Source organism: Pseudomonas sp. NFACC08-1 (genome assembly GCF_900106735.1).
Lineage (GTDB): Bacteria > Pseudomonadota > Gammaproteobacteria > Pseudomonadales > Pseudomonadaceae > Aquipseudomonas > Aquipseudomonas fluorescens_Q.
In genome coordinates, this window is record NZ_FNNL01000007.1 from 110051 (window position 1) to 134624 (window position 24574).

The following is a 24574-nucleotide window of genomic DNA, read 5'->3' on the forward strand; positions in this document are numbered from 1 at the left end:
GCCAACACCCAAGGATCTGAAACGTGATTGGACGCTTGCGCGGCACCCTGGCTGAAAAACAGCCGCCGCACCTGATTCTGGATGTAAACGGCCTGGGCTATGAGCTGGAAGTGCCCATGACCACGCTGTATCGCTTGCCGTCGGTCGGCGAGCCGCTGACCCTGCACACCCATTTGGTCGTGCGCGAGGATGCGCAGTTACTCTATGGCTTCGTCGGCAAGCGCGAGCGGGATTTCTTCCGCGAACTGATCCGTCTCAATGGCGTCGGCCCGAAACTGGCCCTGGCCTTGATGTCGAGCCTGGAAGTCGATGAATTGGTGCGTTGTGTGCAGTCCCAGGACACCTCGGCCCTGACCAAGGTGCCGGGTGTGGGCAAGAAAACCGCCGAGCGCCTGCTGGTCGAACTCAAGGACCGCTTCAAGGCCTGGGAGGCGGTGCCGGCGATGTTCGCCCTGGTGCCGAACCAGCCGGATGCGCCTGCGCCTGCGGTCAGCGCCGAAAACGATGCAGTCACCGCGCTGATCTCCCTGGGCTACAAGCCGCAGGAAGCCAGCAAGGCGATTTCCGCTATCAAGGAAAAAGGCCTGAGCACTGAAGACATGATTCGTCGTGCCCTGAAGGGAATGATTTAAGTGATTGAAGCTGACCGCCTGATCGCCGCCACGGGCGCGCCCCGTGACCGCGAGGAAATCCAGGACCGCGCGATTCGTCCTGTCAGCCTGGCCGACTACATCGGTCAACCGACCGTGCGCGAGCAGATGGAGTTGTTCATCCAGGCCGCCCGTGGGCGCAGCGAGTCGCTGGACCACACCTTGATCTTCGGCCCGCCGGGCCTGGGCAAGACCACCCTGGCCAACATCATTGCCCAGGAAATGGGCGTCTCGATCAAGAGCACGTCCGGGCCGGTCCTCGAGCGGCCGGGTGACCTGGCGGCGCTGCTGACCAACCTTGAGCCCCATGATGTGCTGTTCATCGACGAAATCCATCGGCTGTCGCCGATCGTCGAGGAAGTGTTGTACCCGGCCATGGAAGATTTCCAGCTCGACATCATGATCGGCGAAGGGCCGGCGGCACGCTCCATCAAGTTGGACCTGCCGCCCTTCACCCTGGTGGGCGCCACCACTCGCGCAGGCATGCTGACCAACCCGTTGCGCGACCGCTTCGGTATCGTCCAGCGCCTGGAGTTCTACAACAACGCCGACCTGGCGACGATTGTCAGCCGCTCGGCGGGCATCCTCGGGTTGCCGCTGGACCCGGACGGTGCGTATGAGATCGCCCGGCGTGCCCGGGGCACGCCGCGGATCGCCAACCGCCTGCTGCGCAGGGTCCGGGATTTTGCCGAAGTCCGGGCCAAGGGCCACATCACCAAGCCGATTGCCGACTTGGCGTTGAACCTGCTGGACATCGACGAGCGTGGTTTCGACCACCAGGACCGGCGCCTGCTGCTGACCATGATCGAGAAGTTCGACGGTGGCCCGGTGGGCGTGGACAGCCTGGCTGCGGCCATCAGCGAAGAGCGCCACACCATTGAAGATGTGCTGGAACCGTACCTGATCCAGCAGGGCTACATCATGCGTACCCCTCGCGGGCGCGTGGTGACCCGTCATGCTTATCTGCATTTTGGTTTAAACATCCCGACACGAATGGGTGAGATGCCGGTGGTAGACGAATTCCTCGATGCCGTGGACGATTGAACGAGCTCTGTACGCCGACTTTTTTCCAGTTCGTGCTGTCCCAGACGACGCCTGGAGCGTCAATGCGTTCGAGAATGAAAAAACAGTTGCCTGGCCGATTGGCAACCTGAGGAGTAAGCACTAGAGTATGCGCGCGCAAAACGGGCTGGAGTCGTTCGCACATCGCTGTCGCGTTTATTACGAGGACACCGATGCTGGCGGCATCGTCTACTACGTCAATTACCTCAAGTTTATGGAACGGGCTCGAACCGAACGGCTGCGGGAACTGGGTTTTGCCCAATCCGCGCTGGCAGGGGAGGACCTGTTATTCGTCGTGCATTCCAGCGAAGCGCGCTACCACGCGCCGGCGCGACTGGACGACGAGTTGCTGGTAAGTGCCGATGTCATCGAATTGAACCGTGTCAGCCTGCGTTTCAAGCAGCAGGTCAGGCGGGCTACGGATAACGTGCTGCTCTGTGAAGGGCAGTTTTTGGTGGCCTGTGTGCGCACCCATAGTTTGAAACCCCGGGCCATTCCCGAAGCTCTACGTGCGGCCTTTGCCGGCGTGAGCGGCGCGGGTACACACTCAGAGCAGGAGATAAAGCGTGGAAGCTAACGTCGTCGACCATTCCTCCATGTGGAGCTTGGTCAGCAATGCCAGCGTCGTGGTGCAACTGGTAATGCTGACCCTGGTAGCCGCATCGGTGACCTCATGGATCATGATCTTTCAGCGCAGCAACATGCTGCGCGCCGGTCGTCGTGCCCTGGAGAGCTTCGAGGAGCGTTTCTGGTCCGGCATCGACCTGTCCAAGCTCTATCGCCAGGCCGGTAGCAACCCTGACCCGGACTCGGGCGTCGAGCAGATCTTCCGTGCCGGCTTCAAGGAGTTCTCTCGCCTGCGCCAGCAGCCGGGCGTCGACCCTGAGGCGGTGATGGAAGGTGTGGCCCGTGCCATGCGCGTCGCCATTTCCCGCGAGGAAGAGAAGCTCGAACAGGGCCTGTCGTTCCTGGCCACCGTTGGTTCGGTCAGCCCGTACATCGGTCTGTTCGGTACCGTGTGGGGGATCATGAACTCCTTCCGTGGCCTGGCTTCCGCCCAGCAAGCGACCCTCGCCACCGTGGCCCCGGGTATCGCCGAGGCACTGATCGCCACCGCCATCGGTCTGTTCGCGGCCATCCCGGCCGTTATCGCCTACAACCGCTTCGCTGCCCGCAGCGAAATGCTGACCGGCCGTTACTACACCTTCGCCGATGAATTCCAGGCGATCCTGCACCGTAAAGTGCACACCAGCGAAGAATAAGCAGGTATTTCCCAATGGCTTTAATCGCTCGAGCCCGAAAAAAGCGCAAGCCGGTCGCCGAGATGAACGTGGTGCCCTACATCGACGTGATGTTGGTGCTGCTGGTCATCTTCATGGTGACCGCGCCGATGCTCAATCAGGGCGTGAAGGTCGATCTGCCCAAGGTTTCCAGCGAAGCCTTGCCGCAGGACAACAACACCCAGGTCCTGACTATTTCGATCAAGGCTGACAAGACCTACTACTGGAACCTTGGCAGCGAAGTGGACACCGAGAAGCAGCAGGACCGGGCCATGACGTTGCCGCAGATGACCGATGCGGTGACCAAGATCATTCGTGTCGGCAACGATGCCGGCAAGCGCACGCAAGTCTTCATTCGCGGCGACAAGACCGTCGACTACGGTGCCGTGATGGGGGCCATGGGCGGCCTGCAGAAAGCCGGGGTCGGTAATGTTGGCTTGATCACTGAGGCGCCCTGATGCAGCAACAGCGAGAGCCGTCCGCCTCGGAAAGCTACTTCTGGCCCAGTGTCCTGGCCATCGGCCTGCATGTGCTGGTGTTCGGCATGCTGTTCGTCAGTTTTGCCATGACTCCGGAGTTGCCACCGGCCAAGCCGATCGTGCAGGCGACGTTGTACCAGCTCAAGTCGAAAAGCCAGGCGACGACCCAGACGAACCAGAAGCTTGCCGGTGAGGCGAAGAAGTCCGCCGCGCGCCAGACTGAAGTCGAGCAAATGGAACAGAAGAAGGTCGAGCAGGAAGCGATAAAGGCCGCGGAACAAAAGAAAGAGGAAGCGGCTCAAAAGGCCGAGGAAGCCAAGAAGGCCGATGAGGCGAAAAAAGCGGACGAGGCGAAAAAGGCTGACGAAGCCAAGAAAGCCGACGAAGCGAAGAAAGCCGAGGCCAAAAAGGCAGAAGAGAAACAATTGGCTGATATAGCCAAGAAGAAAGCCGAAGAAGAAGCCAAGAAAGCCGCTGAAGAAGAGGCCAAGAAAGCGGCCGCTGAAGAAGCGAAGAAAAAGATCGTCGAGGACGCGAAGAAAAAAGCCGCCGAAGACGCCAAGAAGAAAGCTGAAGCTGAAGAGGCGAAAAAGAAAGTCGCCGAAGACGCGAAGAAGAAAGCCGCCGCCGACGCCGCCAAGAAAAAGGCCCAGGACGCAGCGCGTAAATCCGCCGAAGACAAAAAGGCCCAGGCCTTGGCAGATTTGCTTTCCGACACGCCGGAGCGCCAGCAGGCATTGGCTGATGAGCAGGGCGATGAAGTCGCCGGCAGCTACGATGACTTGATTCGCGCACGAGCGGCAGAAGGCTGGGCTCGTCCACCTTCGGCGCGCAAAGGCATGACGGTCGTATTGCAAATCGGCATGTTGCCCGACGGTACGGTTACCTCGGTCAGCGTCGCCAAGTCCAGTGGTGACGGTCCGTTCGACGCTTCGGCGGTCGCAGCGGTCAAGAACATTGGGCGATTGACGGAAATGCAAGGAATGAAACCGAGCGACTTTGCTCCCTATCGTTCATTCAAGATGACATTCACACCTGAGGATCTAGCCTTGTGAGAAACCTTCTTCGATCAATGCTGGTCGTTATCTGCTGCCTGGCAGGGATAGCGGTAGCAGAGGAAAAGAACATCCTGGTCACCAGCGGCAGCGACCGGGCGACCCCGATTGCCGTCGTACCGTTCGGCTGGCAGGGCGGTAACGTCCTGCCGGACGACATGGCGGAAATCATCGGCAACGACCTGCGCAACTCGGGTTACTACGCGCCGATTCCGAAGCAGAACATGATCAGCCTGCCAACCCAGGCCAGCGAAGTCATCTACCGTGACTGGAAGGCCCTGGGCGCCCAGTACATCATGGTCGGCAGCATCGTTCCGGCTGGCGGTCGCCTGCAGGTGCAGTACGCCCTGTTCAACGTCGCCACCGAACAGCAAGTGCTGACCGGCAGCGTGTCGGGCAGCGTCGATCAATTGCGTGACATGGCGCACTACATCGCCGACCAGTCGTTCGAGAAACTTACCGGCATCAAGGGCGCGTTCTCCACTCGCATGCTCTACGTGACGGCCGAGCGCTTCTCCGAGAACAACACCCGCTACACCCTGCAGCGCTCCGACTATGACGGCGCCCGTGCGGTGACACTGCTGCAATCGCGCGAGCCGATCCTGTCGCCGCGCTTCGCCCCCGATGGCAAGCGCATCGCCTATGTCTCGTTCGAGCAGAAGCGCCCGCGCATTTTCGTGCAGCACATCGACACCGGTCGTCGTGAGCAGATCACCAACTTCGAAGGCCTGAACGGCGCGCCAGCCTGGTCGCCGGACGGTTCGCGCCTGGCATTCGTGCTGTCCAAGGACGGTAACCCGGACATCTACGTGATGAACCTGGCTTCGCGTTCGATTTCCCGTGTCACCAACGGCCCGGGCATCAACACCGAACCGTTCTGGGGCAAGGATGGCTCGACCATCTACTTCACCTCCGACCGTGGCGGCAAGCCACAGATCTACAAGACCAGTGCGGGTGGCGGCGGTGCCGAACGCGTGACGTTCGTCGGTAACTACAACGCCAACCCGAAGTTGTCGGCAGATGAAAAGACCCTGGTGATGATCCATCGCCAGGATGGTTTCACTAATTTCAAGGTGGCGGCCCAGGATTTGCAGCGCGGTAGCGTAAAAATCCTCACTGATAGCACTCTGGACGAGTCACCCACTGTTGCGCCCAACGGCACCATGGTAATCTACGCCACCCGCCAGCAGGGCCGGGGAGTCTTGATGCTCGTGTCCATTAATGGACGCGTGAGGCTCCCGCTTCCTACCGCTCAAGGCGAAGTCAGAGAACCGTCCTGGTCCCCTTACCTGAACTGACGCGGCGCTATACGTTTTACTTAACACACTGGGGTTCATTAGGAGTTTCACGATGGAAATGCTGAAGTTTGGTAAATTTGCTGCGCTGGCTCTGGCCATGGCTGTAGCTGTAGGTTGCTCGTCCAAAGGCGGCGACAATGCCGGTGAAGGCGCTGTTGATCCAAACGCTGGTTACGGCGCTAACACCGGTGCAGTTGACGGCTCCCTGAGCGAAGAAGCTGCTCTGCGCGCAATCACCACCTTCTACTTCGAATACGACAGCTCGGACCTGAAGCCAGAAGCCATGCGCGCTCTGGACGTTCACGCCAAGGACCTGAAAGCAAACGGCGCTCGCGTTGTTCTGGAAGGCAACACCGACGAACGTGGTACTCGTGAGTACAACATGGCACTGGGCGAGCGTCGTGCGAAAGCCGTTCAGCGCTACCTGGTACTGCAAGGTGTTTCCCCAGCTCAGCTGGAACTGGTTTCCTACGGCGAAGAGCGTCCAGTTGCTACCGGCAACGACGAGCAGTCCTGGGCTCAAAACCGTCGCGTCGAACTGCGTAAGTAATTCGTCATGCGAACGTGCCGTCGTGCTGTAACTGTTCTGGCTCTCAGCCTTGCGCCGCTTGCGGCGTGGGCTGCGGTTCCTGTGGTCGATAACGATGCCGGCTATAACAATAGCGGGAGTAGCTATCCGCCTGCGGGTTACGGTACGAACGGCGCCTATGCCGGGGGAGGGGTTTCGGCCCCTGTCTCGGCACAGGGCCAGCTGTTCAACCAACTGCAGCAAATGCAGGATCAGATCTCGCGCCAACAGGGTGTGATCGAAGAACTGCAAAATGATATTTCGCGCATGAAGCAGGAAAACCTGGAGCGATACCAGGATCTTGATCGGCGCATAGGAACCGGCGTTGCACCTGCACCTGCCGCGACTCCTGAGAATTCTCCTGCCGGTGGCGACTTGAACGCCCCCGGCGCAGCCGCAGGCGCGGGGGCAGCCGCTCCCGCAGCACCTGCCGCCGGTGGCGAGCCGGCTGATCCGGCGAAGGAAAAGCTCTATTACGATGCTGCCTTCGACTTGATCAAGGCCAAGGATTTCGACAAGGCCAGCCAGGCTTTTGCCGCTTTCCTGCGCAAATACCCAAACAGCCAGTACGCGGGCAATGCCCAATACTGGTTGGGCGAAGTGAACCTGGCCAAAGGCGACCTGCAAGGTGCCGGCCAGGCATTCGCCAAGGTTTCGCAACTGTATCCCAAGCACGCCAAGGTGCCGGATTCGCTGTACAAGCTGGCTGATGTAGAGCGCCGCCTCGGTCACACCGACAAGGTAAAAGGCATTCTGCAGCAGGTGGTGGCCCAATATCCGGGGACATCCGCCGCCCAGTTGGCCCAGCGCGATCTGCAACGCATGTAAGCTGGCTTGACCTGTTTTGAAGAAACCCGCGCCTGTCGCGGGTTTTTTCGTTAGAATTCACGCCCTTTTTATGAAACACGCTTTTTGGGATCTGCGCGTTGGCGGGGTTCCTTGAAGTGCCTGACGGAGGCGGACAGCCTGTTTAGCTGTTACGCCCGTGGCGACTATGCAAGACACATTGAGAATCACCGAAGTTTTTCACTCTTTGCAGGGTGAAACGCGGACGGCTGGGCTGCCCACAGTATTTGTGCGCCTCACCGGTTGCCCGCTACGTTGCCAATACTGCGACAGTGCCTACGCGTTCAGCGGCGGCACCGTGCGAACCCTCGACGATATCCTTGAGCAAGTGGCCGGTTATCGTCCGCGTTATGTCTGCGTCACGGGCGGTGAGCCCTTGGCGCAACCCAACGCCATCCTCTTGCTCAAGCAGTTGTGTGATGCCGGTTACGAGGTTTCCCTGGAAACCAGCGGCGCCCTGGATATCTCGGCCGTCGACCCGCGCGTCAGCCGCGTCGTGGACCTGAAGACTCCAGGCTCCAAGGAAGCGCACCGTAACCGTTACGAGAATATCGAGTTGCTGACCCCTAACGATCAGGTCAAATTCGTGATCTGTTCACGGGAAGATTACGACTGGGCCGTGTCCAAGCTGATCCAGTACGGGCTCGACCAACGGGCCGGCGAAGTGTTGTTGTCGCCGAGCCATCACGATTTGAGCGCTCGGGACCTGGCGGACTGGGTGGTGGCGGATAACCTGCCGGTGCGCCTGCAACTGCAGCTGCATAAATATCTTTGGAACGACGAGCCGGGGCGCTGATATGACTGAACATTCGAACATTGCCGAAAAACGTGCGGTCATCCTGTTGTCCGGCGGCCTGGATTCGGCCACCGTCGTGGCCATGGCCCGTGCCGAGGGTTACCGCTGCTACACCATGAGTTTCGATTATGGTCAGCGCCACCGCGCAGAACTGCACGCGGCCGAGCGAGTGGCCCGGGACCTGGGCGTGGTGGAACACAAAGTGATCGGCCTGAACCTCAACGGCATTGGTGGCTCGGCCTTGACCGACAGCTCCATCGACGTGCCGGAGGCGCCTAGCGAAGGCATCCCGGTGACCTATGTGCCGGCGCGTAACACCGTATTCCTGTCCTTGGCATTGGGCTGGGCCGAAGTGCTGGGCGCCCGTGATATTTTCATCGGCGTCAATGCTGTGGATTACTCCGGTTACCCGGATTGCCGCCCGGAGTTCGTCGAAGCCTTCGAGCGCATGGCGAACCTGGCGACCAAGGCCGGCGTAGAAGGGCAGGGTTTCCGCATCCAGGCACCGTTGCAGAATCTCAGCAAGGCCGACATCGTCAAGGCCGGTGTGAAGCTTGGCGTGGACTATGGGCTCACTGTTTCCTGCTATCAGGCCGACGATCAGGGCCGTGCTTGCGGCAAGTGCGACAGCTGCCGCCTGCGCGCAGAAGGCTTTGCCGCGGCGGGTGTGAGCGATCCAACCCGTTATTTTTGATTTATTTCAAATTAGGTGTTGAATAGTCCTTAGAAATCAGTATTATACGCGCCACCACACAGCGGGTCGTTAGCTCAGTTGGTAGAGCAGTTGGCTTTTAACCAATTGGTCGTAGGTTCGAATCCCACACGACCCACCATTTTTTGCAGTTTTAAAAGTCTGGAAGGCCCACGAAAGTGAGGATTTCCGGATTTTTTTTTGCCTGGAATTAAGTGTCCTCCCGCCCAAGGGCAGGGAGTCAGCAGTCCTGTCGTGGAGCCGTCGCCATGCTCACGACTGCCAGGGCCTTCAGCCCTTTTTCTCGCCCGACGCGGAGCGATGAGCGCCAGAAACCAGCGCTTCCCATGCGAGCCAACGTCCTGCCTGGATCTGCCATGAGGGCACCCGGCAAGCCCATTCTTTCTGTGGTTTCCTGGCGAATACCGGTAACCGAGGTTTGCGCACAACCTTGCTATTGAGCGTGCTGACACAGAACTTCGAGTAGTTTTTCAGCTCTTTGAGTTCAAGTGACAGCATGTCTTTTGGGCACAGTAACAGTACGTCCCCAAAGGAATACAACTGGAACGCCTCGACTTCTATTTTTTGCGCAGCAACCTGACGTGTTTTCCACATGGTGGCGCTCAGGTCTTGCAGTTTTATCTCTTCTGGCAAGGCGTATCGCTCCGCCGTTTGTTGGCGAACCGATAAGCCTCCTGCTGCGATGTAGGTGATCTGGCTCAAACTGCCCGGCGAAAGCAATGTGAAGGCGCAGAAGGCCAGGATCATTGCGATCAGGCCATTGAAGGTCCGCCTGTAGATGTCCCCCTTGAAACAATGAAATATGACGACCGGTAGCAGGGTGAAGATGAGTGTCAGCCAGGACAGACCCGCCACGTAGGGGACGGTGTCAGGTGTTTCCCTCTCCATATATGAACGTATCGTCAGCAGGATTGGAAAGGCGGCGAAGAGCACGGTGACGAATATGGAGATCGAGAGCAGGGTGACGAGCCAGAACTCTTTGCGAGCCCGTACCCACGCCTGTAACCGCTGCCATTTTTCTTTTAGCCAGCGCCACGCTGGCGTCGTCTTGTTTTTGAGTGCCTGCAAACAGGTGAGCCATTTTTGCAGCCAGGCCTTCCGGGGGCGGGCAGGTTTATGTTGCTGCAGCTTTTTCCGCTTTATTTGTTGATGGGCTGCCAGGCGTTTCAAGCGGGCTCGCTCCAGCCTGGCTTGGACAAGTGTGCTTTTCCTGATGACTCTTTTGAACGGCGTGAATGCGTACATGAGAAAGCACGCAACGAAGACGATCAGGAGCAATGCCGCGAATATCGTCCAGGCGTTCAATGTGGACAGGAAAAAGGTGGCCCAGATGAATGCGCTAAATCCCACAACCGTGGGGAACACCAGATAGAAAACAATCTTCGATTGGTTGTCCTTCATGTTTGAAAAAAGCGAAACCGAGCAGCCGAACATCCACGTTGTCGCCCCCAAGATGAACAAATACGACAGCATCAGCAGCAGGACCAGCACGACCCAGACCAACAGTGCAGACTTCACATCGATGGACGGCATGAACAGATCGATTCGTCCAATCGTCCGGGTATAAAGGTACAACGTGACGAACCCAAGCCCTGTCGCGAGTAGGCCTAACGTGACGGTGATCTGGGTCCAATAGGAAAGAATGCGTTTGACGGTGTGCTTGAGCACTTCAGCGAAGGTTCTGTCAGGAATGACGGACAAGGCGTAGCTCCCTTACGAGGTAAAAATCCTGGCAGGTATAGTAACGCCAAGTCGCACCAGCTAAATCTTCAACCTAGCAAGTCCTCCTACTGGAAATTCAGCGGATGTGCTGTCCGTAATGTTTCGGGTCCAGGCGCAATACCATCACCATCATCAACGCCATGACCGCCGTGAGCGACCACCAGGCCCACTCAAAACTCCCCAACTGGTCGCGGATCATCCCGGCAATCAATGGCGAGAGGCCGGCGATGAGATAGCCGACACCCTGCACGAACGCGGTAAGGCCACCGGCCCGGCGTGGGTTGTCCAGGTGGTCGAGGGATACGATCAGGCTCATGGGGAATAGGCCGCCGATACCCAGCCCCAGCAGGCAGGCCCAGAGCAGGCTGAAGCGTTCCGGACTGAGGATCAGGCCGCAGAAGCCGCCGATGATCAGGGCCAGCAGGACGCTCAGGACCAGGCGTTTATCCCGGCTGCGGTTGGCAATAGCCGGAGTGACCAGGCCGGATAACACTTCCATTGCCGTGAGGAACCCCAGCAGCAGGCCAGCGTGCTGTTCGCTCCAGCCCTTTTCCACGTAGTACGGCGCCAGCCAGGCCAGCACGCAGGTGTAGGAAGCAGTGCCCAGGCCAAAGAAAATCGCCAGGAGCCAGGCCCGGGCGTTGCGGGAAAACGCTTCGTGATGCCGGGACGCTGCTTCGGGCAAGGGCGTGATGTTCGAACGCTGGGCGTACCAGCAGCCCAGGGCGACCAGCGCCAACAATGCCCAGATCGCCAGGCCGACGCGCCAACTGCCGGTCTGCGTCAGGACAAAGGGTGAAAACGATGCGGCAATCGCCGCCCCGCCCATGATGGAGGTGACGTACAAGCCCATGAACAGCGAGACGTTGTCGGCGAAGCGTGACTTGATCAGTGCCGGCATCACCGCCTGGATCAAGGCGATCCCAAGCCCGGCGACGATCGCACTGGCGATCAACCCGGCGGCGCTGTCCAGGTACAAGCGCGAGGCCGTGGCGATGCCAATGATCAACAGCGACAGCACGATGGTGCGGTGTTCTCCGATGCGCAGGGCGATGCGCATGCCCAGGAACATCGCCAGGCCCATCGCCATGACGGGCAACATGGTCAGCAGCGAGGCGGTACTGAAACTCAAGGGCACCTCGCCGCGAATGGCCGACAACAAGGGCCCGACCGCCGCCATTGAGGGTCGCAGGTTCAGCGCCACCAAGACGATGCTGACCATCAGCCAGATGGCGTGGGTGGTTGAGGTTCGAATGTTTTCCATGGAGCCGCCTTTGCTGGACAAAAGGGCATTTAGGCTGGGGCGGCCTGTCATGGGCAAACTGAAAACTGGCAGGGCGTATCGAAAAATTAAATACGGCACGCAATCAGTGAAGGGATCAGAGTTTTTGTGTGGCGAGGGAGCTTGCTCCCGCTGGGGCGCGTAGCGGCCCCTTGCGGTGTGTCAGGCAAACCAGGGGGCTGCTTCGCAACCCAGCGGGAGCAAGCTCCCTCGCCACACAATAGTCGTTCACAACCTCCTATTCCATCGCCGGGCTCAGCGTCCCCAGCCACGCCACCAATCCCAGAATGATCACCGCCACACAGAACTCCAGCACCATGCTGCGCCGCAGGGCATTCACCGCAACGCCGTGCTCGCCGGTCTGTCGGGCCTGTTCCAGCAATGGGCTCAGATGAAAGCGGTTCAGCGCGGCGAACACCAACATGGCCGCGAACAAGATCAGCTTGAGCGCCAGTAACTGACCATAAGTGCTGTCCAGCAGCCCTTCGACATTCGGGCCGACGATAAACAGATAATTCACCACCCCCGTCACGCTGATGACCACCACGATCACCGCTCCGGCGGTTTCAAACCCGGTCAACGTCCGGGCCAGTACCGCCAGCCGAGGTTCGGCCTGGCGCAGCAGCAGCGCAAACGCGGCCAAGGCCCCGACCCAGCCACCCGCCGCCCACAGGTGCAGGAAGTCGGTGATGAAGTGCCAGTTGCGGCGCTCACCTTCGTCCATGGCGCCATGCCCGGCCCAGGCCAGCGTCGCCAACGCGACGGCGCCGCCCAGCATGACCAGCCATAGGCTGAGGGTCGGCCAACGTCCATTGAGCGTCGCGGCGACACCGGCCAACAGCAGCGCCGCTATCCGCAGTGTCCAACTCAAGCCGACGTCGGTCTCCAACACCATCATTTCAATGTGCGGCCACAGTTCGGCCCAGTCTGAAACACCGCTCATGGCCCAGGCCATGCACGCCATGGCGGCGAAGGACAGCAGTCCGCCCAGCACCGCCGTGGTCACTAGCAGCGGTGTGAAAGGCAACTGCGCGCCCGACGCCCGCTCCTGGCCTCGCAGGCTATAGAGCCCGAACGCGGCCAGGCCGAACAACAACATCAGATCCAAATACAGGGCAAACCGCAGGGCGATGTTGATCGAGTCGCTCATCAACTCACTTCACCTTGAACGTGACGTTACCGGTGATCGGGTGAGTGTCGGACGACACCGCGCGCCACTGGACCTGATAGGTGCCGGCGCTGAGGGGACCATTCGGGACAATGACCATGGTTTTCGGGTCATCGCTGCCGGAGACCTTGGCTGGCATGGGCATGGGCGAATGCGCCGCCATGCCGGGCATCTCGGTCATCATCAGCTTGGCACCGGAAAACTTGGTCATCAGGTTTTCGGAAAAGTGCAGCTCGATCTTTGCCGGTGCCGCACCCTCGGCGCCCTCGGCGGGGGTAGAGGACAGCAGCTTCGGATGGGCCTGGGCCAAGCCGCTGATCAACAGGCCAGTGGACAGGGCGACAACAGCAACAGCGTTTTTGAGCAATGACATGCAAGGACTCCTACAACGTGGTTTTTTAATTTTGGGTGAAACAGCTCAGCGGGTCAGAACCACATGCGCAGCCCCAATACCAGGCGGGCTTCGCTGCGATCTTCACCTTCTGCGCGGGCGTAGTCGGCGGTGTTGCCGTAGGTCCGGTTCCAGGTGACGCCAACGTATGGCGCGAATTCGCGGCGTATTTCATAACGTAGCCGTACGCCGAGTTCGGTGTCCGACAGCCCTGAGCCGACACCGCGGGCGGGGTCGTTCTTGCCATAGAAGTTGACCTCGGCGGTGGGCTGCAGGATCAACCGATTGGTCAGCAGGATGTCGTAGTCGCCTTCCAGCCGCGCCGCGCTCTGGCCACCTTCGCCGATGAACGCGGTGGCTTCGGCTTCGAAGTTGTACAGCGCCATGCCTTGCACGCCGAAGGCGGCCCAGGTTTGCGCATCGCCCGGCTTGAAGTCCTGGCGTACGCCGGCCACCAGGTCCCACCAAGGACTGATGGCGTGGCCCCACAGGGCCTGAAGTTCCGCCTCGTCGGTCTTGCCGTTGAGGCGTTCACCTTCGGAGCGCAGCCATAAACGGTCGATGTCGCCACCGATCCAGCCGGAGGCATCCCAGCTCAGGGCGCTGCCGTCATCGGCGTCTTGCCACTCCAGCTGGTCGATGAGGAAAAACGAATTGATTGCGCTGTCATGCACCGCGTGTCCGCCATGATCCTCGTAGACGGCGGCGCGATCAGCGGCTGTCAGTTCCGGGATCGGCGTGCGGCTGGTGGTCGGCGCTGATTGCATGGGCTCCATGCCCTGCATCGAGTCCATGCCTTGCATTGAATCCATACCTTGCATCTGGCTATGGTCCATCCCGGGCATCTGGCTGTGATCCATGCCTTGCATGTCGTTGCCCGCCGCCCAGGCCGAGGTGGTGGCGCCGAGGGTGAGGCTGGCAATGAGTGCCATGGGGTATTGAAAAAAAGTGGTCATGGTCGGCTCCTCATTCCTGCACCCGAACTTCACGGAACATCCCCATCTCCATGTGAAACAGTAGATGACAGTGGTACGCCCAGCGCCCGAGGGCATCGGCGGTGACGCGGTAGCTGCGCTTGGCGCCCGGTGGCACGTCGATGGTGTGCTTGCGCACCATGAACTGGCCGTTCTCGTCCTCCAGATCGCTCCACATGCCGTGCAGGTGGATGGGGTGGGTCATCATGGTGTCGTTGATCAGCACGATGCGCAGTCGCTCGCCGTACTTGAGCAGCAGCGGCGCGGCGTCGGAAAATTTCACGCCGTTGAACGACCAGACGAATTTCTCCATGTGCCCGGTCAGGTGCAGCTCGATCGTACGGCCCGGCTCGCGACCGTCGGGGTCGGGGAAGGTGCTGCGCAGGTCTGAGTAGGTCAGCACTTTGCGGCCGTTGTCGCGCAGCCCCATGCCTGGGTCGTCGAGCTTGGGCTTGACGCTCATGGCCTGCATGTCGACCAGGGGGTTGTCTTTCTCGGTGTCGGGGTGCGACAGCATGCCGTCCATGCCTTGCATGGCACCGTGATCCATACCGGCCATGTCGCCCATCCCCTGCATCTGGCTGTCGTCCATCCCGGCCATGTCCTGCATCGAGCCGTGGTCCATGCCGCTCATTTGCCCCATGTCGCCCATGCTGCCGTGGTCCATGCCACCCATGCCCATGTCGTCCATGGTCACCAGTGGCCGCGGGTCCAGGGGCGGCACCGGTGCCGACAACCCGGCCCTGGCCGCGAGAGTGCCGCGGGCATAGCCGGTGCGGTCCATGGACTGGGCGAACAGGGTGTAGGCCTCCTGGGTCGGTTCGACGATGACGTCATAGGTTTCGGCCACGGCGATCCGAAACTCATCGACACTCACCGGTTTGACGTATTGGCCGTCGGACGCCACCACCGTCATCTTCAAGCCGGGAATGCGCACGTCGAAATAGCTCATGGCCGAGCCGTTGATAAAGCGCAGGCGAAGACGCTCGCCAGGCTTGAACAGGCCGGTCCAGTTCATGTCCGGCGCCTGGCCGTTCATGAGGTAGGTGTAGGTGGCGCCACTGACATCGGCCAGGTCAGTGGGGTTCATCTTCATCTCGGCCCACATCTTGCGATCGGCCACAGTGCTGGCCCAGCCGTTCTTGCCCACATCGTCAATGAAGTCGCCGACGGTGCGTTTGTTGTAGTTGTAGTAGTCCGACTGTTTCTTGAGCTTGCGAAGGATGTTGCCGGGGTCTTCATCGGTCCAGTCGGTGAGCATCACCACATAGTCCCGTTCGTACTGGAAGGGCTCCGGTTCCCTGGCGTCGATCACCAGCGGGCCGTAGACCCCGGATTGTTCCTGGAAGCCAGAATGGCTGTGGTACCAGTAGGTGCCGTTTTGCCGGACCTTGAACTGATACACGTACATGCCGTCGGGTTCGATGCCCTTGAAACTCAACCCCGGAACACCGTCCATGTTGGCTGGCAGCAGGATGCCGTGCCAGTGGATGGAGGTTGTCTCCTTCAAGCGATTGCGCACCCGCAGGGTGACGGTGTCGCCTTCACGCCAGCGCAGCAGCGGGCCGGGAATGCCGCCGTTGATGGTCTGGGCGGTACGTGGGTTGCCGGTGAAGTTGATCGGGCTTTCGCCGATGAACAGATCGAACTCGGTGCCGCTCAGAACGTTGGGTTGGCCAGGGCTGGTGACCGCCCAGACAGGCGCGCGCCACAAGCCCAGGCCACCGAGGATGCCGCCGGCAGTCAGGCCCTTTACGAAGGTTCGCCGGGAAGTTTTTGTTTGCATGCGATGGAAGTCCGTCAGTCGATTCGCAGCGAGCACTGGGGCATTGCCCAGTGCCGGTGTGAACAGAAGATGACATAAGCCGGCTGGGCAGGTGATTACATTTCAGTCAGCTTGCCGGAGGCGCTTATCCACTGGCATGAACGGACTTTTGTGGCGAGGGAGCTTGCTCCCGCTGGGTTGCGAAGCAGCCCCAAAAAGGCTGGGTACAACGCACCTTGCGCGTCAAATGATGGATTTTGGGGCCGCTGCGCGCCCCAGCGGGAGCAAGCTCCCTCGCCACGGAGGGCCGCGTCCGGCCCCGGGACCTGGGCACAGGTCAGAATGATCTTTTGCATCGGTGGGATATTCTGTAGCCTTGCCGGCTTCATGCAGTCCCGTGCCTGATTGATACCCACTTTCCCGGCGGTACCCGAGTGGTCCGGAGCCGGGTGTATACTCGACTTTCGCGCTAAACGCGCTTGCAGGTCTTGCGAACATGACGCAAATTTCCGAACGCCTTCTGGTCCAGGCCCACCTCGACGCCAAGCAGCCCAAGCCGCTGAGCGCCGAGCAAGAGGCCTGGTACCGCGCCGCCATCGCCGCCGAGCTCAAGGCTCAGGACGCGGTGCTGGTCGCGCACTTCTACTGCGACCCGATCATCCAGGCCCTGGCCGAAGAGACCGGTGGGTGCGTGTCCGACTCCCTGGAAATGGCCCGCTTCGGCAATGCCCACCCGGCCAAGACCGTGGTGGTGGCGGGGGTCAAGTTCATGGGCGAGACCGCCAAGATCCTCAACCCCGAAAAACGTGTGCTGATGCCCACCCTGGAAGCCACCTGCTCCCTGGACCTGGGCTGTCCGGTGGACGAGTTCTCGGCGTTCTGCGACCAGCATCCGGAGCGCACCGTGGTGGTGTATGCCAACACCTCGGCGGCAGTGAAGGCCCGGGCCGACTGGGTGGTAACGTCCAGTTGCGCGCTGGAAATCGTCGAGAGCCTGATGGACAACGGCGAGACGATCATCTGGGGCCCGGACAAGCACCTGGGCACTTACATCCAGCGCAAGACCGGCGCCGACATGCTGCTCTGGGACGGTGCCTGTATCGTCCACGAAGAGTTCAAGTCCAAGCAGTTGGAGGACATGAAGGCGCTGTACCCGGACGCCGCGATCCTGGTGCACCCGGAGTCGCCGACGTCGGTGATCGAACTGGCGGATGCCGTGGGTTCCACCAGCCAATTGATCGCTGCGGCCCAGACCCTGCCGAACAAGACGCTGATCGTCGCCACCGACCGGGGTATTTTCTACAAAATGCAGCAGCTGTGCCCGGACAAGGTCTTCATCGAAGCCCCGACCGCCGGCAACGGCGCGGCGTGCCGCAGTTGCGCGCACTGCCCGTGGATGGCGATGAACACCCTGGAACGCACGCTCAAGAGCTTGCAGGAGGGTGCCAACGAGATCTTCGTCGACCCGGCGCTGATCCCCCAGGCGATTCGTCCGCTCAAGCGCATGCTGGACTTCACCCAGGCGGCGCGAATGAAGCTGGCGGGGAATGCCTGAAGCTGAAGAAGATTTCGAGGCTAGCGAGGTTTTGTGGTGAAGGGATTTATCTGTGGTGAGGGGATTTATCCCCGTTGGGCTGCGAAGCAGCCCCCTCTATTTTCCTGACATTGCACGGTGTCAGGTTTTAGGGCCGCTTCGCGACCCAGCGGGGATAAATCCCCTCGCCACAAATGTATTTCAACTTTTCTGATTAGGTGGCTTTACTTGGTCTTCTTGGGAATCCGCACCAGCTGCGTATCCGAGTAGATGTCATGCCAACTGCGCTTGCGCTTGTCGAACAGCGCCCAGATAAAGCCCAGCCCCACCAGCAGCAATGACGCAATCGATACCACGAACCGCAACAGCGCCTGCCACAGGCTGATGGCCGTGCCATCGGCGTTCTGTACGCGGATGCACCACACCTGCATACCCAGGGTCTGGCCATTGTGGGTCCAGAACTTGGCGAAGAAGCCGAACAGCACGAACAGCAGCACGGTGGACAGCAACGGGTCGCCGTCCAGTGCGCCAGCTTCGGTCAGGGCACGCATTTTTTCTTCACCGATGATCGCCATCTGGATCATCTTGTAGGCGCCGCTGGTAACGATCAGCAGCGCCGTGCACAGCAAAAAGTCATAGAACATTGCCGCCAGGCGACGGCCCAGGCCGGCGGGGGGGAAGTCGCCCTGGGGCGTGAGCAGGTGTTGGGGCATGACGGTCTCGGACGAAAAAGAAGCCATTTTACGGATTTACGCCCATAAAAAAGCCCCTGATATCAATCAGGGGCTTTTTAGTTCGCGAAAGCCTTAGGCTTCGGCTTGAACCTCGTCAGCCTGCATGCCTTTCTGGCCTTGCACAGCAACGAAAGTGACTTTCTGGCCTTCTTTCAGGCTCTTGAAGCCGTTGCCCTGGATGGCGCGGAAATGCACGAACAGGTCCGGACCGCTTTCAGGCGTGATAAAACCAAAACCCTTCTCGTCGTTGAACCACTTGACGGTACCGCTCTGACGTTGAGACATTTTCTTATTTCCTTTGACGCTAAAATTGATGACAGCCTCTTTCGCATGAAAGAGTACTGGGCTGGGTTGCAGGAAAGTAAGAGACGTCGAACGGGATGTAGCAAACTTCATAAGCTACTGCCCAGGTCACGATTCCAAGCGACCCATGCAAACACAGTGACCAAACTCTACGCCAACTACGAATGAAAAAACAACCCCCCGGGGAAGCCCGTATTTGCTCAGCTTGCAGGCATTTACATACATCGCCGGGCGGGGCTTATTCGATAGGCTAGTTCAATTGTTAACGACTGTTATAAGCGCCATTGAATGTCTAAGGATATGCACCTTTTTATGGCGGTTGCGTTACACATTAGTGCACGTATAACGCAATCGCGTTACTTATAGAAACAGTCAATCAACCGCGGTAGTAGCGCTGTGGGACGAATGGCATTTTGCTTACAAGTAAAGGCACCTTTTTCCCACGCACGATGGCCCAAACTGGCGTATCCAGGGCGACATAGGCGCTGTCCAGGTAACCCATCGCCAACGGACCGCCCAGGGTCGGGCCGAAACCGCCGCTGCACACCGTGCCGATAATCTCGCCCGCTTCGTTGACGATCTCTGCGCCTTCGCGCACCGGTGTACGTTCCTGGGGCAGCAGGCCGACGCGTTTGCGCTTCACGCCGCCCTGTTGTTGGGCGTACACGGTTTCAGCGCCGGGGAAACCGCCGGCGCGGGCGCCGTCGGCGCGACGTACTTTGGAAATCGCCCACAACAGGCTGGCTTCGATCGGCGTGGTCTCGGTGTTCATGTCGTGGCCGTAGAGGCACAGGCCGGCTTCCAGGCGCAGCGAGTCACGGGCGCCGAGGCCGATGGCCGCGACTTCCGGCTCGGCCAGCAGGGCACGGGCCAGTTTTTCCGCCTCGGCGGCAGGTACCGAGATTTCGAAACCGTCTTCACCGGTGTAGCCCGAACGGCTGACAAAGCAGTCCATGCCCAACAGCGTGACTCGCTGGAACTGCATGAAGGTCATCTTCGCCACGTCCGGCGCCAGGCGTGCGAGCACGGTGACGGCGGCCGGGCCTTGCAGGGCGAGCAGGGCGCGGGCTTCGAACAGTGGCTCGATGCTGCACTGCGCGCCAATATGGGCTCGCAGGTGGGCCAGGTCCTGGTCCTTGCAGGCCGCGTTGACCACCAGGAACAGTTCGTCATTGCCCAGGTTGGCGACCATCAGGTCGTCGAGGATGCCGCCGTTCTCGTTGGTGAACATGGCGTAGCGCTGCATGCCCACCGGCAGGTCGATGATGTCCACCGGCACCAGGGTTTCCAGGGCCTTGGCGGCGCCTGCGCCGGTCAGGCGGATCTGGCCCATGTGGGACACATCGAACAGCCCGGCCTGGTCGCGGGTGTGCTGGTGTTCCTTCATCACCCCCAGAGGGTACTGCACCGGCATGTCGTAGCCGGCGAACGGCACCATACGGGCGCCGAGTTCGAGGTGCAGCGCCTGCAGCGGGGTCTTCAGCAGTTGTTCGGTGGACATATCAGCTCCTGGAAAAGATGTGGAAGTGAGGCAAGCGCATCAGCATTCGATGATGTTGACCGCCAGACCGCCGCGGGCGGTCTCCTTGTATTTGCTTTTCATGTCGGCGCCGGTCTGGCGCATGGTGCGGATGACTTTGTCGAGGGAGACGAAGTGATGCCCGTCGCCGCGCATGGCCATGCGCACCGCGTTGATGGCCTTCACCGAGCCCATGGCGTTGCGTTCGATGCACGGTACCTGCACCAGGCCGCCGATCGGGTCGCAGGTCAGGCCAAGGTTGTGTTCCATGCCGATCTCGGCGGCGTTTTCCACTTGCTGCACGCTGCCGCCGAGCACTTCGCACAGGGCGCCGGCGGCCATGGAGCAGGCCACGCCGACTTCACCCTGGCAGCCGACCTCGGCGCCGGAGATGGAGGCGTTTTCCTTGTACAGGATGCCGATGGCGGCGGCGGTCAGCAGGAACCGCACCACGCCATCTTCGCTGGCGCCGGGGATAAAGCGCATGTAGTAATGCAGCACCGCCGGAATGATCCCCGCCGCCCCGTTGGTAGGCGCGGTGACGACGCGCCCGCCATAGGCGTTTTCTTCGTTAACCGCCAAGGCGTACAGGTTGACCCAGTCGAGCACCGACAGCGGGTCGCGCAGTGCGGCCTCCGGGTTCTTGCACAGCTGGCGGTGCAACGCCGCGGCCCGGCGCTTGACCTTCAGCCCGCCCGGCAGAATCCCTTCGTTGCGACAGCCCGCCGCCACGCAATCCTGCATCACCTGCCAGATTTTCAGCAGGCCGGCACGGGTCTCGGCTTCGGGGCGCCAGGCGCTTTCGTTGGTCAGCATCACCTGGCTGATGGACAGGCCATAGGTGCTGCAATGGCCCAGCAGGTCCTTGGCGCTCTTGAACGGGAAGGTCAGGGGCGTGGCATCTTCGACGATGCGGTCGGCGCCGGCCGCGCCTTCGTCGACGACAAAACCGCCACCGACCGAGTAGTACTCGCGGCTGCGCACTTGCAGCCCTGCGGCATCGAAGGCGCGGAAGATCATGCCGTTGGGGTGAAAGGCCAACGGCTTGCGGATCATCGCCAAGTGCAGCTTTTCATTGAATTCGATGGAGTGTTCGCCGAGCAGGTTCAGGCGACCGCTGCTGCGGATCGCTTGCAGGCGGGCGTCGACGGTTTCGGTGTCCACGGTGTCGGGATGCTCGCCTTCCAGGCCCAGCAGCACGGCCTTGTCGCTGCCGTGGCCCTTGCCGGTGGCGCCGAGCGAGCCGTAGAGCTCGACCTTGACGCTGGTGGTGCAATTGAGCAAGTCATCGCGACGCAGCCCCTCGGCGAAACGGGCAGCGGCACGCATCGGGCCGACGGTATGGGAGCTGGAAGGGCCGATACCGATCTTGAACAGGTCGAACACGCTTAACGACATGGTGTTTCTCCGGTTTCTTTTTATGAGGATCGACGGTTATGAAATGAGGCACAGGCTCCTTTGTGGGAGCGAGCTTGCTCACTCCCACAAAGGAGATGTGGTCCTTGAGAAGGTGACCTTCCACAAGGTTCGCGGTGTTGTTGAGAGGGGCGAGCAAACCCGCCCCCCTACAGGTCAAGCGTAGCTTTCGATCGACGGGCAGGCGCAGACCAGGTTGCGATCGCCGAACACGTTGTCGACCCGGCCCACCGGCGGCCAGTACTTGCCTTCGATCAACGACGCCACCGGGTACACCGCCTGTTCGCGGCTGTAAGGGTGGGTCCACTCACCGACGATTTCCGCCGCAGTGTGCGGGGCGTTCTTCAGTGGGTTGTCGTCTTTGTCCAGGCTGCCGTTTTCCACCGCGCGAATTTCTTCGCGGATGCAGATCATGGCGTCGCAGAAGCGGTCCAGCTCTTCCTTGGACTCGCTTTCGGTCGGCTCGATCATCAACGTGCCGGCCACCGGGAACGACATGGTCGGCGCATGGAAACCGAAATCGATCAGGCGCTTGGCCACGTCATCGACGCTGATGCCGCTGCTGTCCTTGAGTGGACGCAGGTCGAGGATGCATTCGTGGGCCACCAGGCCGTTGCTGCCGGAGTAGAGCACCGGATAATGCTCTTCCAGGCGACGGGCGATGTAGTTGGCGTTGAGGATCGCCAGTTGCGAGGCGCGCTTGAGGCCGGCGCCGCCCATCATGCGGATGTACATCCAGGTGATTGGCAGGATGCTCGCGCTACCGAACGGCGCCGCGCACACCGCGCCTTGCTTGCGTTCCATGTTGGCGTGGCCCGGCAGGAACGGTGCCAGGTGCGACTTGACGCCAATCGGGCCGACGCCAGGGCCGCCACCGCCGTGGGGGATGCAGAAGGTCTTGTGCAGGTTCAGGTGCGAGACGTCGCCACCGAACTTGCCTGGGGCGCAGAGGCCAACCATGGCGTTCATGTTGGCGCCGTCGATGTACACCTGGCCGCCGTTGTCATGAATGATGCCGCAGATTTCGCGGATACCTTCTTCGAACACGCCGTGGGTGGACGGGTAGGTGATCATCAGCGCCGCGAGGTGTTCGCGGTGCTCGATGGCCTTGGCCCGCAGGTCCTCGATGTCGACGTTGCCGCGGGTATCGCAGGCGGTCACGACCACGCGCATACCGGCCATGTGGGCGGTGGCCGGGTTGGTGCCGTGGGCCGAGGACGGGATCAGGCAGATGTTGCGACGGTCTTCGCCACGGCTCTGGTGATAGGCACGGATCGCCAGCAAGCCGGCGTATTCGCCCTGGGAACCGGCGTTGGGTTGCAGCGACACCGCGTCATAGCCGGTGGCGGCGCAGAGCATGGCCTCCAGCTCGTCGGTCAGTTGCTGGTAGCCAGCGCTCTGCTCGGCCGGGGCGAACGGGTGCAGGGCGCCGAACTCGGCCCAGGTCACCGGGATCATTTCGCTGGCGGCGTTGAGTTTCATGGTGCAGGAACCCAGCGGGATCATGGTGCGATCCAGGGCCAGGTCCTTGTCGGCGAGCTTGCGCAGGTAGCGCATCAGCTCGGTTTCGGAGTGGTAGCGGTTGAACACTGGGTGGCTGAGGATCGCCGATTGGCGCACCAGCTCGGCCGGGATATGGCTTTGCACGCTGGCGGCCAGTGCCGCGAAGTCCGGCACGGCCTTGCCGTCGGCCATCAGGTTACCTATCAAACGGAGCAGTGCTTCGACGTCAGCCTGGCTGGTGGTCTCGTCCAGGGACAGGCCCAGGCGTTCAGCGTCCACCACACGCAGGTTGATGCGCTGCGCGCGGGCCTTGTCGTGCAGGGCAGCGGTTTGCGCGCCGGTGCGCAAGGTCAGGGTGTCGAAGAAGCTCTCTTGCTCGACGCTCAGCCCTAGCGCGCCCAGGCCCTTGGCGAGGATCGCGGTCAGGTGATGGATGCGATTGGCAATTTGCACCAGGCCCTTGGGACCGTGGTACACGGCGTACATGCTGGCGATGTTGGCCAGCAGCACCTGGGCGGTGCAGATGTTGCTCGTGGCTTTCTCGCGGCGGATGTGTTGCTCGCGGGTCTGCATCGCCAGGCGCAGGGCCGGTTTGCCGAAACGGTCCACGGAAACGCCGACCAGGCGGCCCGGCATGTCGCGCTTGAAGGCGTCCTTGGTGGAGAAATACGCCGCGTGCGGGCCACCGAAGCCCAGCGGCACACCGAAGCGCTGGGCGCTGCCGATGGCCACGTCGGCGCCGAACTCACCGGGTGGGGTCAACAGGGTCAGGGCCAGCAGATCCGCGGCCACCGCTACCAGGGCGTTGGCCGTGTGGAAGCGTTCGGTCAGTTCGCGGTAGTCGAACAGGTCACCGTTGCTGGCCGGGTATTGCAGCAGCGCGCCGAAGAAGCCGCTGACGTCGCTCAGTTCGCGCTCATCGCCGACCACCACGTCGATGCCCAGGGGCTCGGCACGGGTGCGCAGCACGTCGAGGGTTTGCGGGTGGCTGTGCACGGAGGCGAAGAACGCGTTGCTGCCCTTGTTCTTGCTCAGGCGCTTGCAGAAGGTCATGGCTTCGGCGGCGGCGGTGGCTTCGTCGAGCAAGGACGCGTTGGCGATCGGCAGGCCGGTAAGGTCGCTGATCAGGGTCTGGAAGTTCAGTAGCGCTTCGAGACGGCCCTGGGAAATCTCTGGCTGGTACGGGGTGTAGGCGGTGTACCAGGCCGGGTTTTCCAGCAGGTTGCGCAGGATCGGTGCCGGCGTATGGCAGTTGTAGTAGCCCTGGCCGATGTAGGTCTTGAACAGTTGGTTCTTGGCGGCGATGGCCTTGATCGAGGCCAGTGCATCGGCTTCGCTCTGGCCGTCGCCCATGTCCAGCACGCTGGTGCCCTTGATGCTTTCCGGGATGACGCTGGCGCTCAGGGCTTCCAGGGAGTCGTAGCCCAGGCGCTCGAGCATGGCTTGCTCGTCGCTGGCACGCGGGCCGATGTGGCGGGCAATGAATTCGTTGGCAGTGCCGAGATTAACAGTCATGT

At 61.0% G+C, this 24574-nt stretch carries 23 protein-coding genes and 1 tRNA gene; 13 read left to right on the forward strand and 11 right to left on the reverse strand.

All coding sequences use genetic code 11. The features are described 5' to 3' along the window. Nucleotides 1-23: 23 nt before the first annotated feature. The 12 genes from ruvA to BLU76_RS16170 all read left to right on the forward strand — a co-directional run bounded on the left by ruvA (nucleotide 24) and on the right by BLU76_RS16170 (nucleotide 8867). Entirely contained in the window at nucleotides 24-632 is a 609-nt protein-coding gene (ruvA, locus tag BLU76_RS16115; RefSeq protein ID WP_058542614.1) for a Holliday junction branch migration protein RuvA, read from the forward strand. Next, complete coding sequence (ruvB, locus tag BLU76_RS16120) at nucleotides 633-1694, forward strand: Holliday junction branch migration DNA helicase RuvB (protein ID WP_003178599.1); 1062 nt, start codon at nucleotides 633-635, stop codon at nucleotides 1692-1694. Between the two features lie 127 nt (nucleotides 1695-1821). After that, nucleotides 1822-2289 (forward strand): tol-pal system-associated acyl-CoA thioesterase, encoded by a 468-nt coding sequence (gene ybgC / locus BLU76_RS16125; protein ID WP_025215227.1) that lies wholly within the window; start codon nucleotides 1822-1824, stop codon nucleotides 2287-2289. Beyond that, complete coding sequence (tolQ, locus tag BLU76_RS16130; RefSeq protein ID WP_014339916.1) at nucleotides 2279-2974, forward strand: protein TolQ; 696 nt, start codon at nucleotides 2279-2281, stop codon at nucleotides 2972-2974. Before ybgC ends, tolQ begins: the two co-directional genes overlap by 11 nt. Before the next feature lie 23 nt (nucleotides 2975-2997). Continuing rightward, entirely contained in the window at nucleotides 2998-3450 is a 453-nt protein-coding gene (gene tolR, locus BLU76_RS16135) for a protein TolR (RefSeq protein WP_161798348.1), read from the forward strand. Then, complete coding sequence (gene tolA, locus BLU76_RS16140; protein WP_092145116.1) at nucleotides 3450-4526, forward strand: cell envelope integrity protein TolA; 1077 nt, start codon at nucleotides 3450-3452, stop codon at nucleotides 4524-4526. Before tolR ends, tolA begins: the two co-directional genes overlap by 1 nt. Further along, a complete protein-coding gene (gene tolB / locus BLU76_RS16145; RefSeq protein ID WP_063324614.1) occupies nucleotides 4523-5824 on the forward strand; it encodes a Tol-Pal system beta propeller repeat protein TolB in 1302 nt (433 codons plus the stop codon). The genes tolA and tolB overlap by 4 nt, the downstream gene beginning before the upstream one ends. Nucleotides 5825-5876: 52 nt before the next feature. Beyond that, complete coding sequence (gene pal, locus BLU76_RS16150) at nucleotides 5877-6374, forward strand: peptidoglycan-associated lipoprotein Pal (RefSeq protein WP_003178634.1); 498 nt, start codon at nucleotides 5877-5879, stop codon at nucleotides 6372-6374. A gap of 6 nt (nucleotides 6375-6380) precedes the next feature. Then, nucleotides 6381-7220, forward strand: coding sequence for a tol-pal system protein YbgF (gene ybgF, locus BLU76_RS16155; protein ID WP_063324615.1), 840 nt, complete (start codon nucleotides 6381-6383; stop codon nucleotides 7218-7220). Between the two features lie 166 nt (nucleotides 7221-7386). Continuing rightward, on the forward strand, nucleotides 7387-8034 hold the full coding sequence (gene queE / locus BLU76_RS16160) for a 7-carboxy-7-deazaguanine synthase QueE (protein WP_092145118.1): 648 nt from the start codon (nucleotides 7387-7389) through the stop codon (nucleotides 8032-8034). 19 nt (nucleotides 8035-8053) lie between these two features. Continuing rightward, nucleotides 8054-8728 carry a 7-cyano-7-deazaguanine synthase QueC gene (gene queC, locus BLU76_RS16165; protein WP_170862027.1) on the forward strand — a complete coding sequence of 225 codons (675 nt, stop codon included), beginning with the start codon at nucleotides 8054-8056 and terminating at the stop codon, nucleotides 8726-8728. A gap of 63 nt (nucleotides 8729-8791) precedes the next feature. Further along, nucleotides 8792-8867: transfer RNA gene (locus BLU76_RS16170), tRNA-Lys, on the forward strand. Nucleotides 8868-9016: 149 nt separating this feature from the next. On the opposite strand, the gene BLU76_RS16175 is transcribed toward BLU76_RS16170, so the two are convergent. The 6 genes from BLU76_RS16175 to BLU76_RS16200 form a co-directional block, all read right to left on the reverse strand. Further along, a complete protein-coding gene (locus BLU76_RS16175) occupies nucleotides 9017-10447 on the reverse strand; it encodes a hypothetical protein (protein WP_092145122.1) in 1431 nt (476 codons plus the stop codon). Nucleotides 10448-10544: 97 nt separating this feature from the next. Beyond that, nucleotides 10545-11732, reverse strand: a complete 1188-nt coding sequence (locus tag BLU76_RS16180) for a cyanate transporter (protein ID WP_063324619.1) — start codon at nucleotides 11730-11732, stop codon at nucleotides 10545-10547. A 256-nt stretch (nucleotides 11733-11988) separates the two neighbouring features. Next, nucleotides 11989-12900, reverse strand: coding sequence for a copper homeostasis membrane protein CopD (copD, locus tag BLU76_RS16185; protein WP_092223477.1), 912 nt, complete (start codon nucleotides 12898-12900; stop codon nucleotides 11989-11991). Between the two features lie 4 nt (nucleotides 12901-12904). Further along, nucleotides 12905-13291: a copper homeostasis periplasmic binding protein CopC gene (gene copC, locus BLU76_RS16190; protein WP_063324621.1), complete on the reverse strand. Its 387-nt coding sequence runs from the start codon at nucleotides 13289-13291 to the stop codon at nucleotides 12905-12907. Between the two features lie 53 nt (nucleotides 13292-13344). After that, on the reverse strand, nucleotides 13345-14265 hold the full coding sequence (locus BLU76_RS16195) for a copper resistance protein B (RefSeq protein ID WP_063324622.1): 921 nt from the start codon (nucleotides 14263-14265) through the stop codon (nucleotides 13345-13347). 10 nt (nucleotides 14266-14275) lie between these two features. After that, entirely contained in the window at nucleotides 14276-16069 is a 1794-nt protein-coding gene (locus tag BLU76_RS16200) for a copper resistance system multicopper oxidase (RefSeq protein ID WP_092223479.1), read from the reverse strand. A gap of 475 nt (nucleotides 16070-16544) precedes the next feature. Here BLU76_RS16200 and nadA point away from each other — a divergent pair, with 475 nt between their 5' ends. Continuing rightward, a complete protein-coding gene (nadA, locus tag BLU76_RS16210; protein WP_063324624.1) occupies nucleotides 16545-17603 on the forward strand; it encodes a quinolinate synthase NadA in 1059 nt (352 codons plus the stop codon). A gap of 203 nt (nucleotides 17604-17806) precedes the next feature. On the opposite strand, the gene BLU76_RS16215 is transcribed toward nadA, so the two are convergent. The 5 genes from BLU76_RS16215 to gcvP form a co-directional block, all read right to left on the reverse strand. Next, complete coding sequence (locus BLU76_RS16215; RefSeq protein ID WP_092223622.1) at nucleotides 17807-18295, reverse strand: RDD family protein; 489 nt, start codon at nucleotides 18293-18295, stop codon at nucleotides 17807-17809. A gap of 93 nt (nucleotides 18296-18388) precedes the next feature. After that, a complete protein-coding gene (locus BLU76_RS16220; protein ID WP_003175786.1) occupies nucleotides 18389-18601 on the reverse strand; it encodes a cold-shock protein in 213 nt (70 codons plus the stop codon). A 394-nt stretch (nucleotides 18602-18995) separates the two neighbouring features. Next, a complete protein-coding gene (gene gcvT / locus BLU76_RS16225; RefSeq protein WP_092223482.1) occupies nucleotides 18996-20120 on the reverse strand; it encodes a glycine cleavage system aminomethyltransferase GcvT in 1125 nt (374 codons plus the stop codon). Nucleotides 20121-20159: 39 nt separating this feature from the next. Next, nucleotides 20160-21536, reverse strand: coding sequence for an L-serine ammonia-lyase (locus BLU76_RS16230; RefSeq protein ID WP_063324627.1), 1377 nt, complete (start codon nucleotides 21534-21536; stop codon nucleotides 20160-20162). Between the two features lie 174 nt (nucleotides 21537-21710). Beyond that, a complete protein-coding gene (gcvP, locus tag BLU76_RS16240; RefSeq protein ID WP_092223487.1) occupies nucleotides 21711-24572 on the reverse strand; it encodes an aminomethyl-transferring glycine dehydrogenase in 2862 nt (953 codons plus the stop codon). Nucleotides 24573-24574 lie beyond the last annotated feature (2 nt).

Bases quoted from the DNA above. Each gene is read 5' to 3' on its own strand.
- ybgC (WP_025215227.1), top strand. From the start codon at position 1,822: ATGCGCGCGCAAAACGGGCTGGAGTCGTTCGCACATCGCTGTCGCGTT.
- tolA (WP_092145116.1), top strand. From the start codon at position 3,450: ATGCAGCAACAGCGAGAGCCGTCCGCCTCGGAAAGCTACTTCTGGCCC.
- pal (WP_003178634.1), top strand. From the start codon at position 5,877: ATGGAAATGCTGAAGTTTGGTAAATTTGCTGCGCTGGCTCTGGCCATG.
- ybgF (WP_063324615.1), top strand. From the start codon at position 6,381: ATGCGAACGTGCCGTCGTGCTGTAACTGTTCTGGCTCTCAGCCTTGCG.
- queE (WP_092145118.1), top strand. From the start codon at position 7,387: ATGCAAGACACATTGAGAATCACCGAAGTTTTTCACTCTTTGCAGGGT.
- BLU76_RS16180 (WP_063324619.1), bottom strand. From the start codon at position 11,732: ATGGAAAACATTCGAACCTCAACCACCCACGCCATCTGGCTGATGGTC.
- copD (WP_092223477.1), bottom strand. From the start codon at position 12,900: ATGAGCGACTCGATCAACATCGCCCTGCGGTTTGCCCTGTATTTGGAT.
- copC (WP_063324621.1), bottom strand. From the start codon at position 13,291: ATGTCATTGCTCAAAAACGCTGTTGCTGTTGTCGCCCTGTCCACTGGC.
- BLU76_RS16195 (WP_063324622.1), bottom strand. From the start codon at position 14,265: ATGACCACTTTTTTTCAATACCCCATGGCACTCATTGCCAGCCTCACC.
- BLU76_RS16200 (WP_092223479.1), bottom strand. From the start codon at position 16,069: ATGCAAACAAAAACTTCCCGGCGAACCTTCGTAAAGGGCCTGACTGCC.
- nadA (WP_063324624.1), top strand. From the start codon at position 16,545: ATGACGCAAATTTCCGAACGCCTTCTGGTCCAGGCCCACCTCGACGCC.
- BLU76_RS16215 (WP_092223622.1), bottom strand. From the start codon at position 18,295: ATGCCCCAACACCTGCTCACGCCCCAGGGCGACTTCCCCCCCGCCGGC.
- BLU76_RS16220 (WP_003175786.1), bottom strand. From the start codon at position 18,601: ATGTCTCAACGTCAGAGCGGTACCGTCAAGTGGTTCAACGACGAGAAG.
- gcvT (WP_092223482.1), bottom strand. From the start codon at position 20,120: ATGTCCACCGAACAACTGCTGAAGACCCCGCTGCAGGCGCTGCACCTC.
- BLU76_RS16230 (WP_063324627.1), bottom strand. From the start codon at position 21,536: ATGTCGTTAAGCGTGTTCGACCTGTTCAAGATCGGTATCGGCCCTTCC.
- gcvP (WP_092223487.1), bottom strand. From the start codon at position 24,572: ATGACTGTTAATCTCGGCACTGCCAACGAATTCATTGCCCGCCACATC.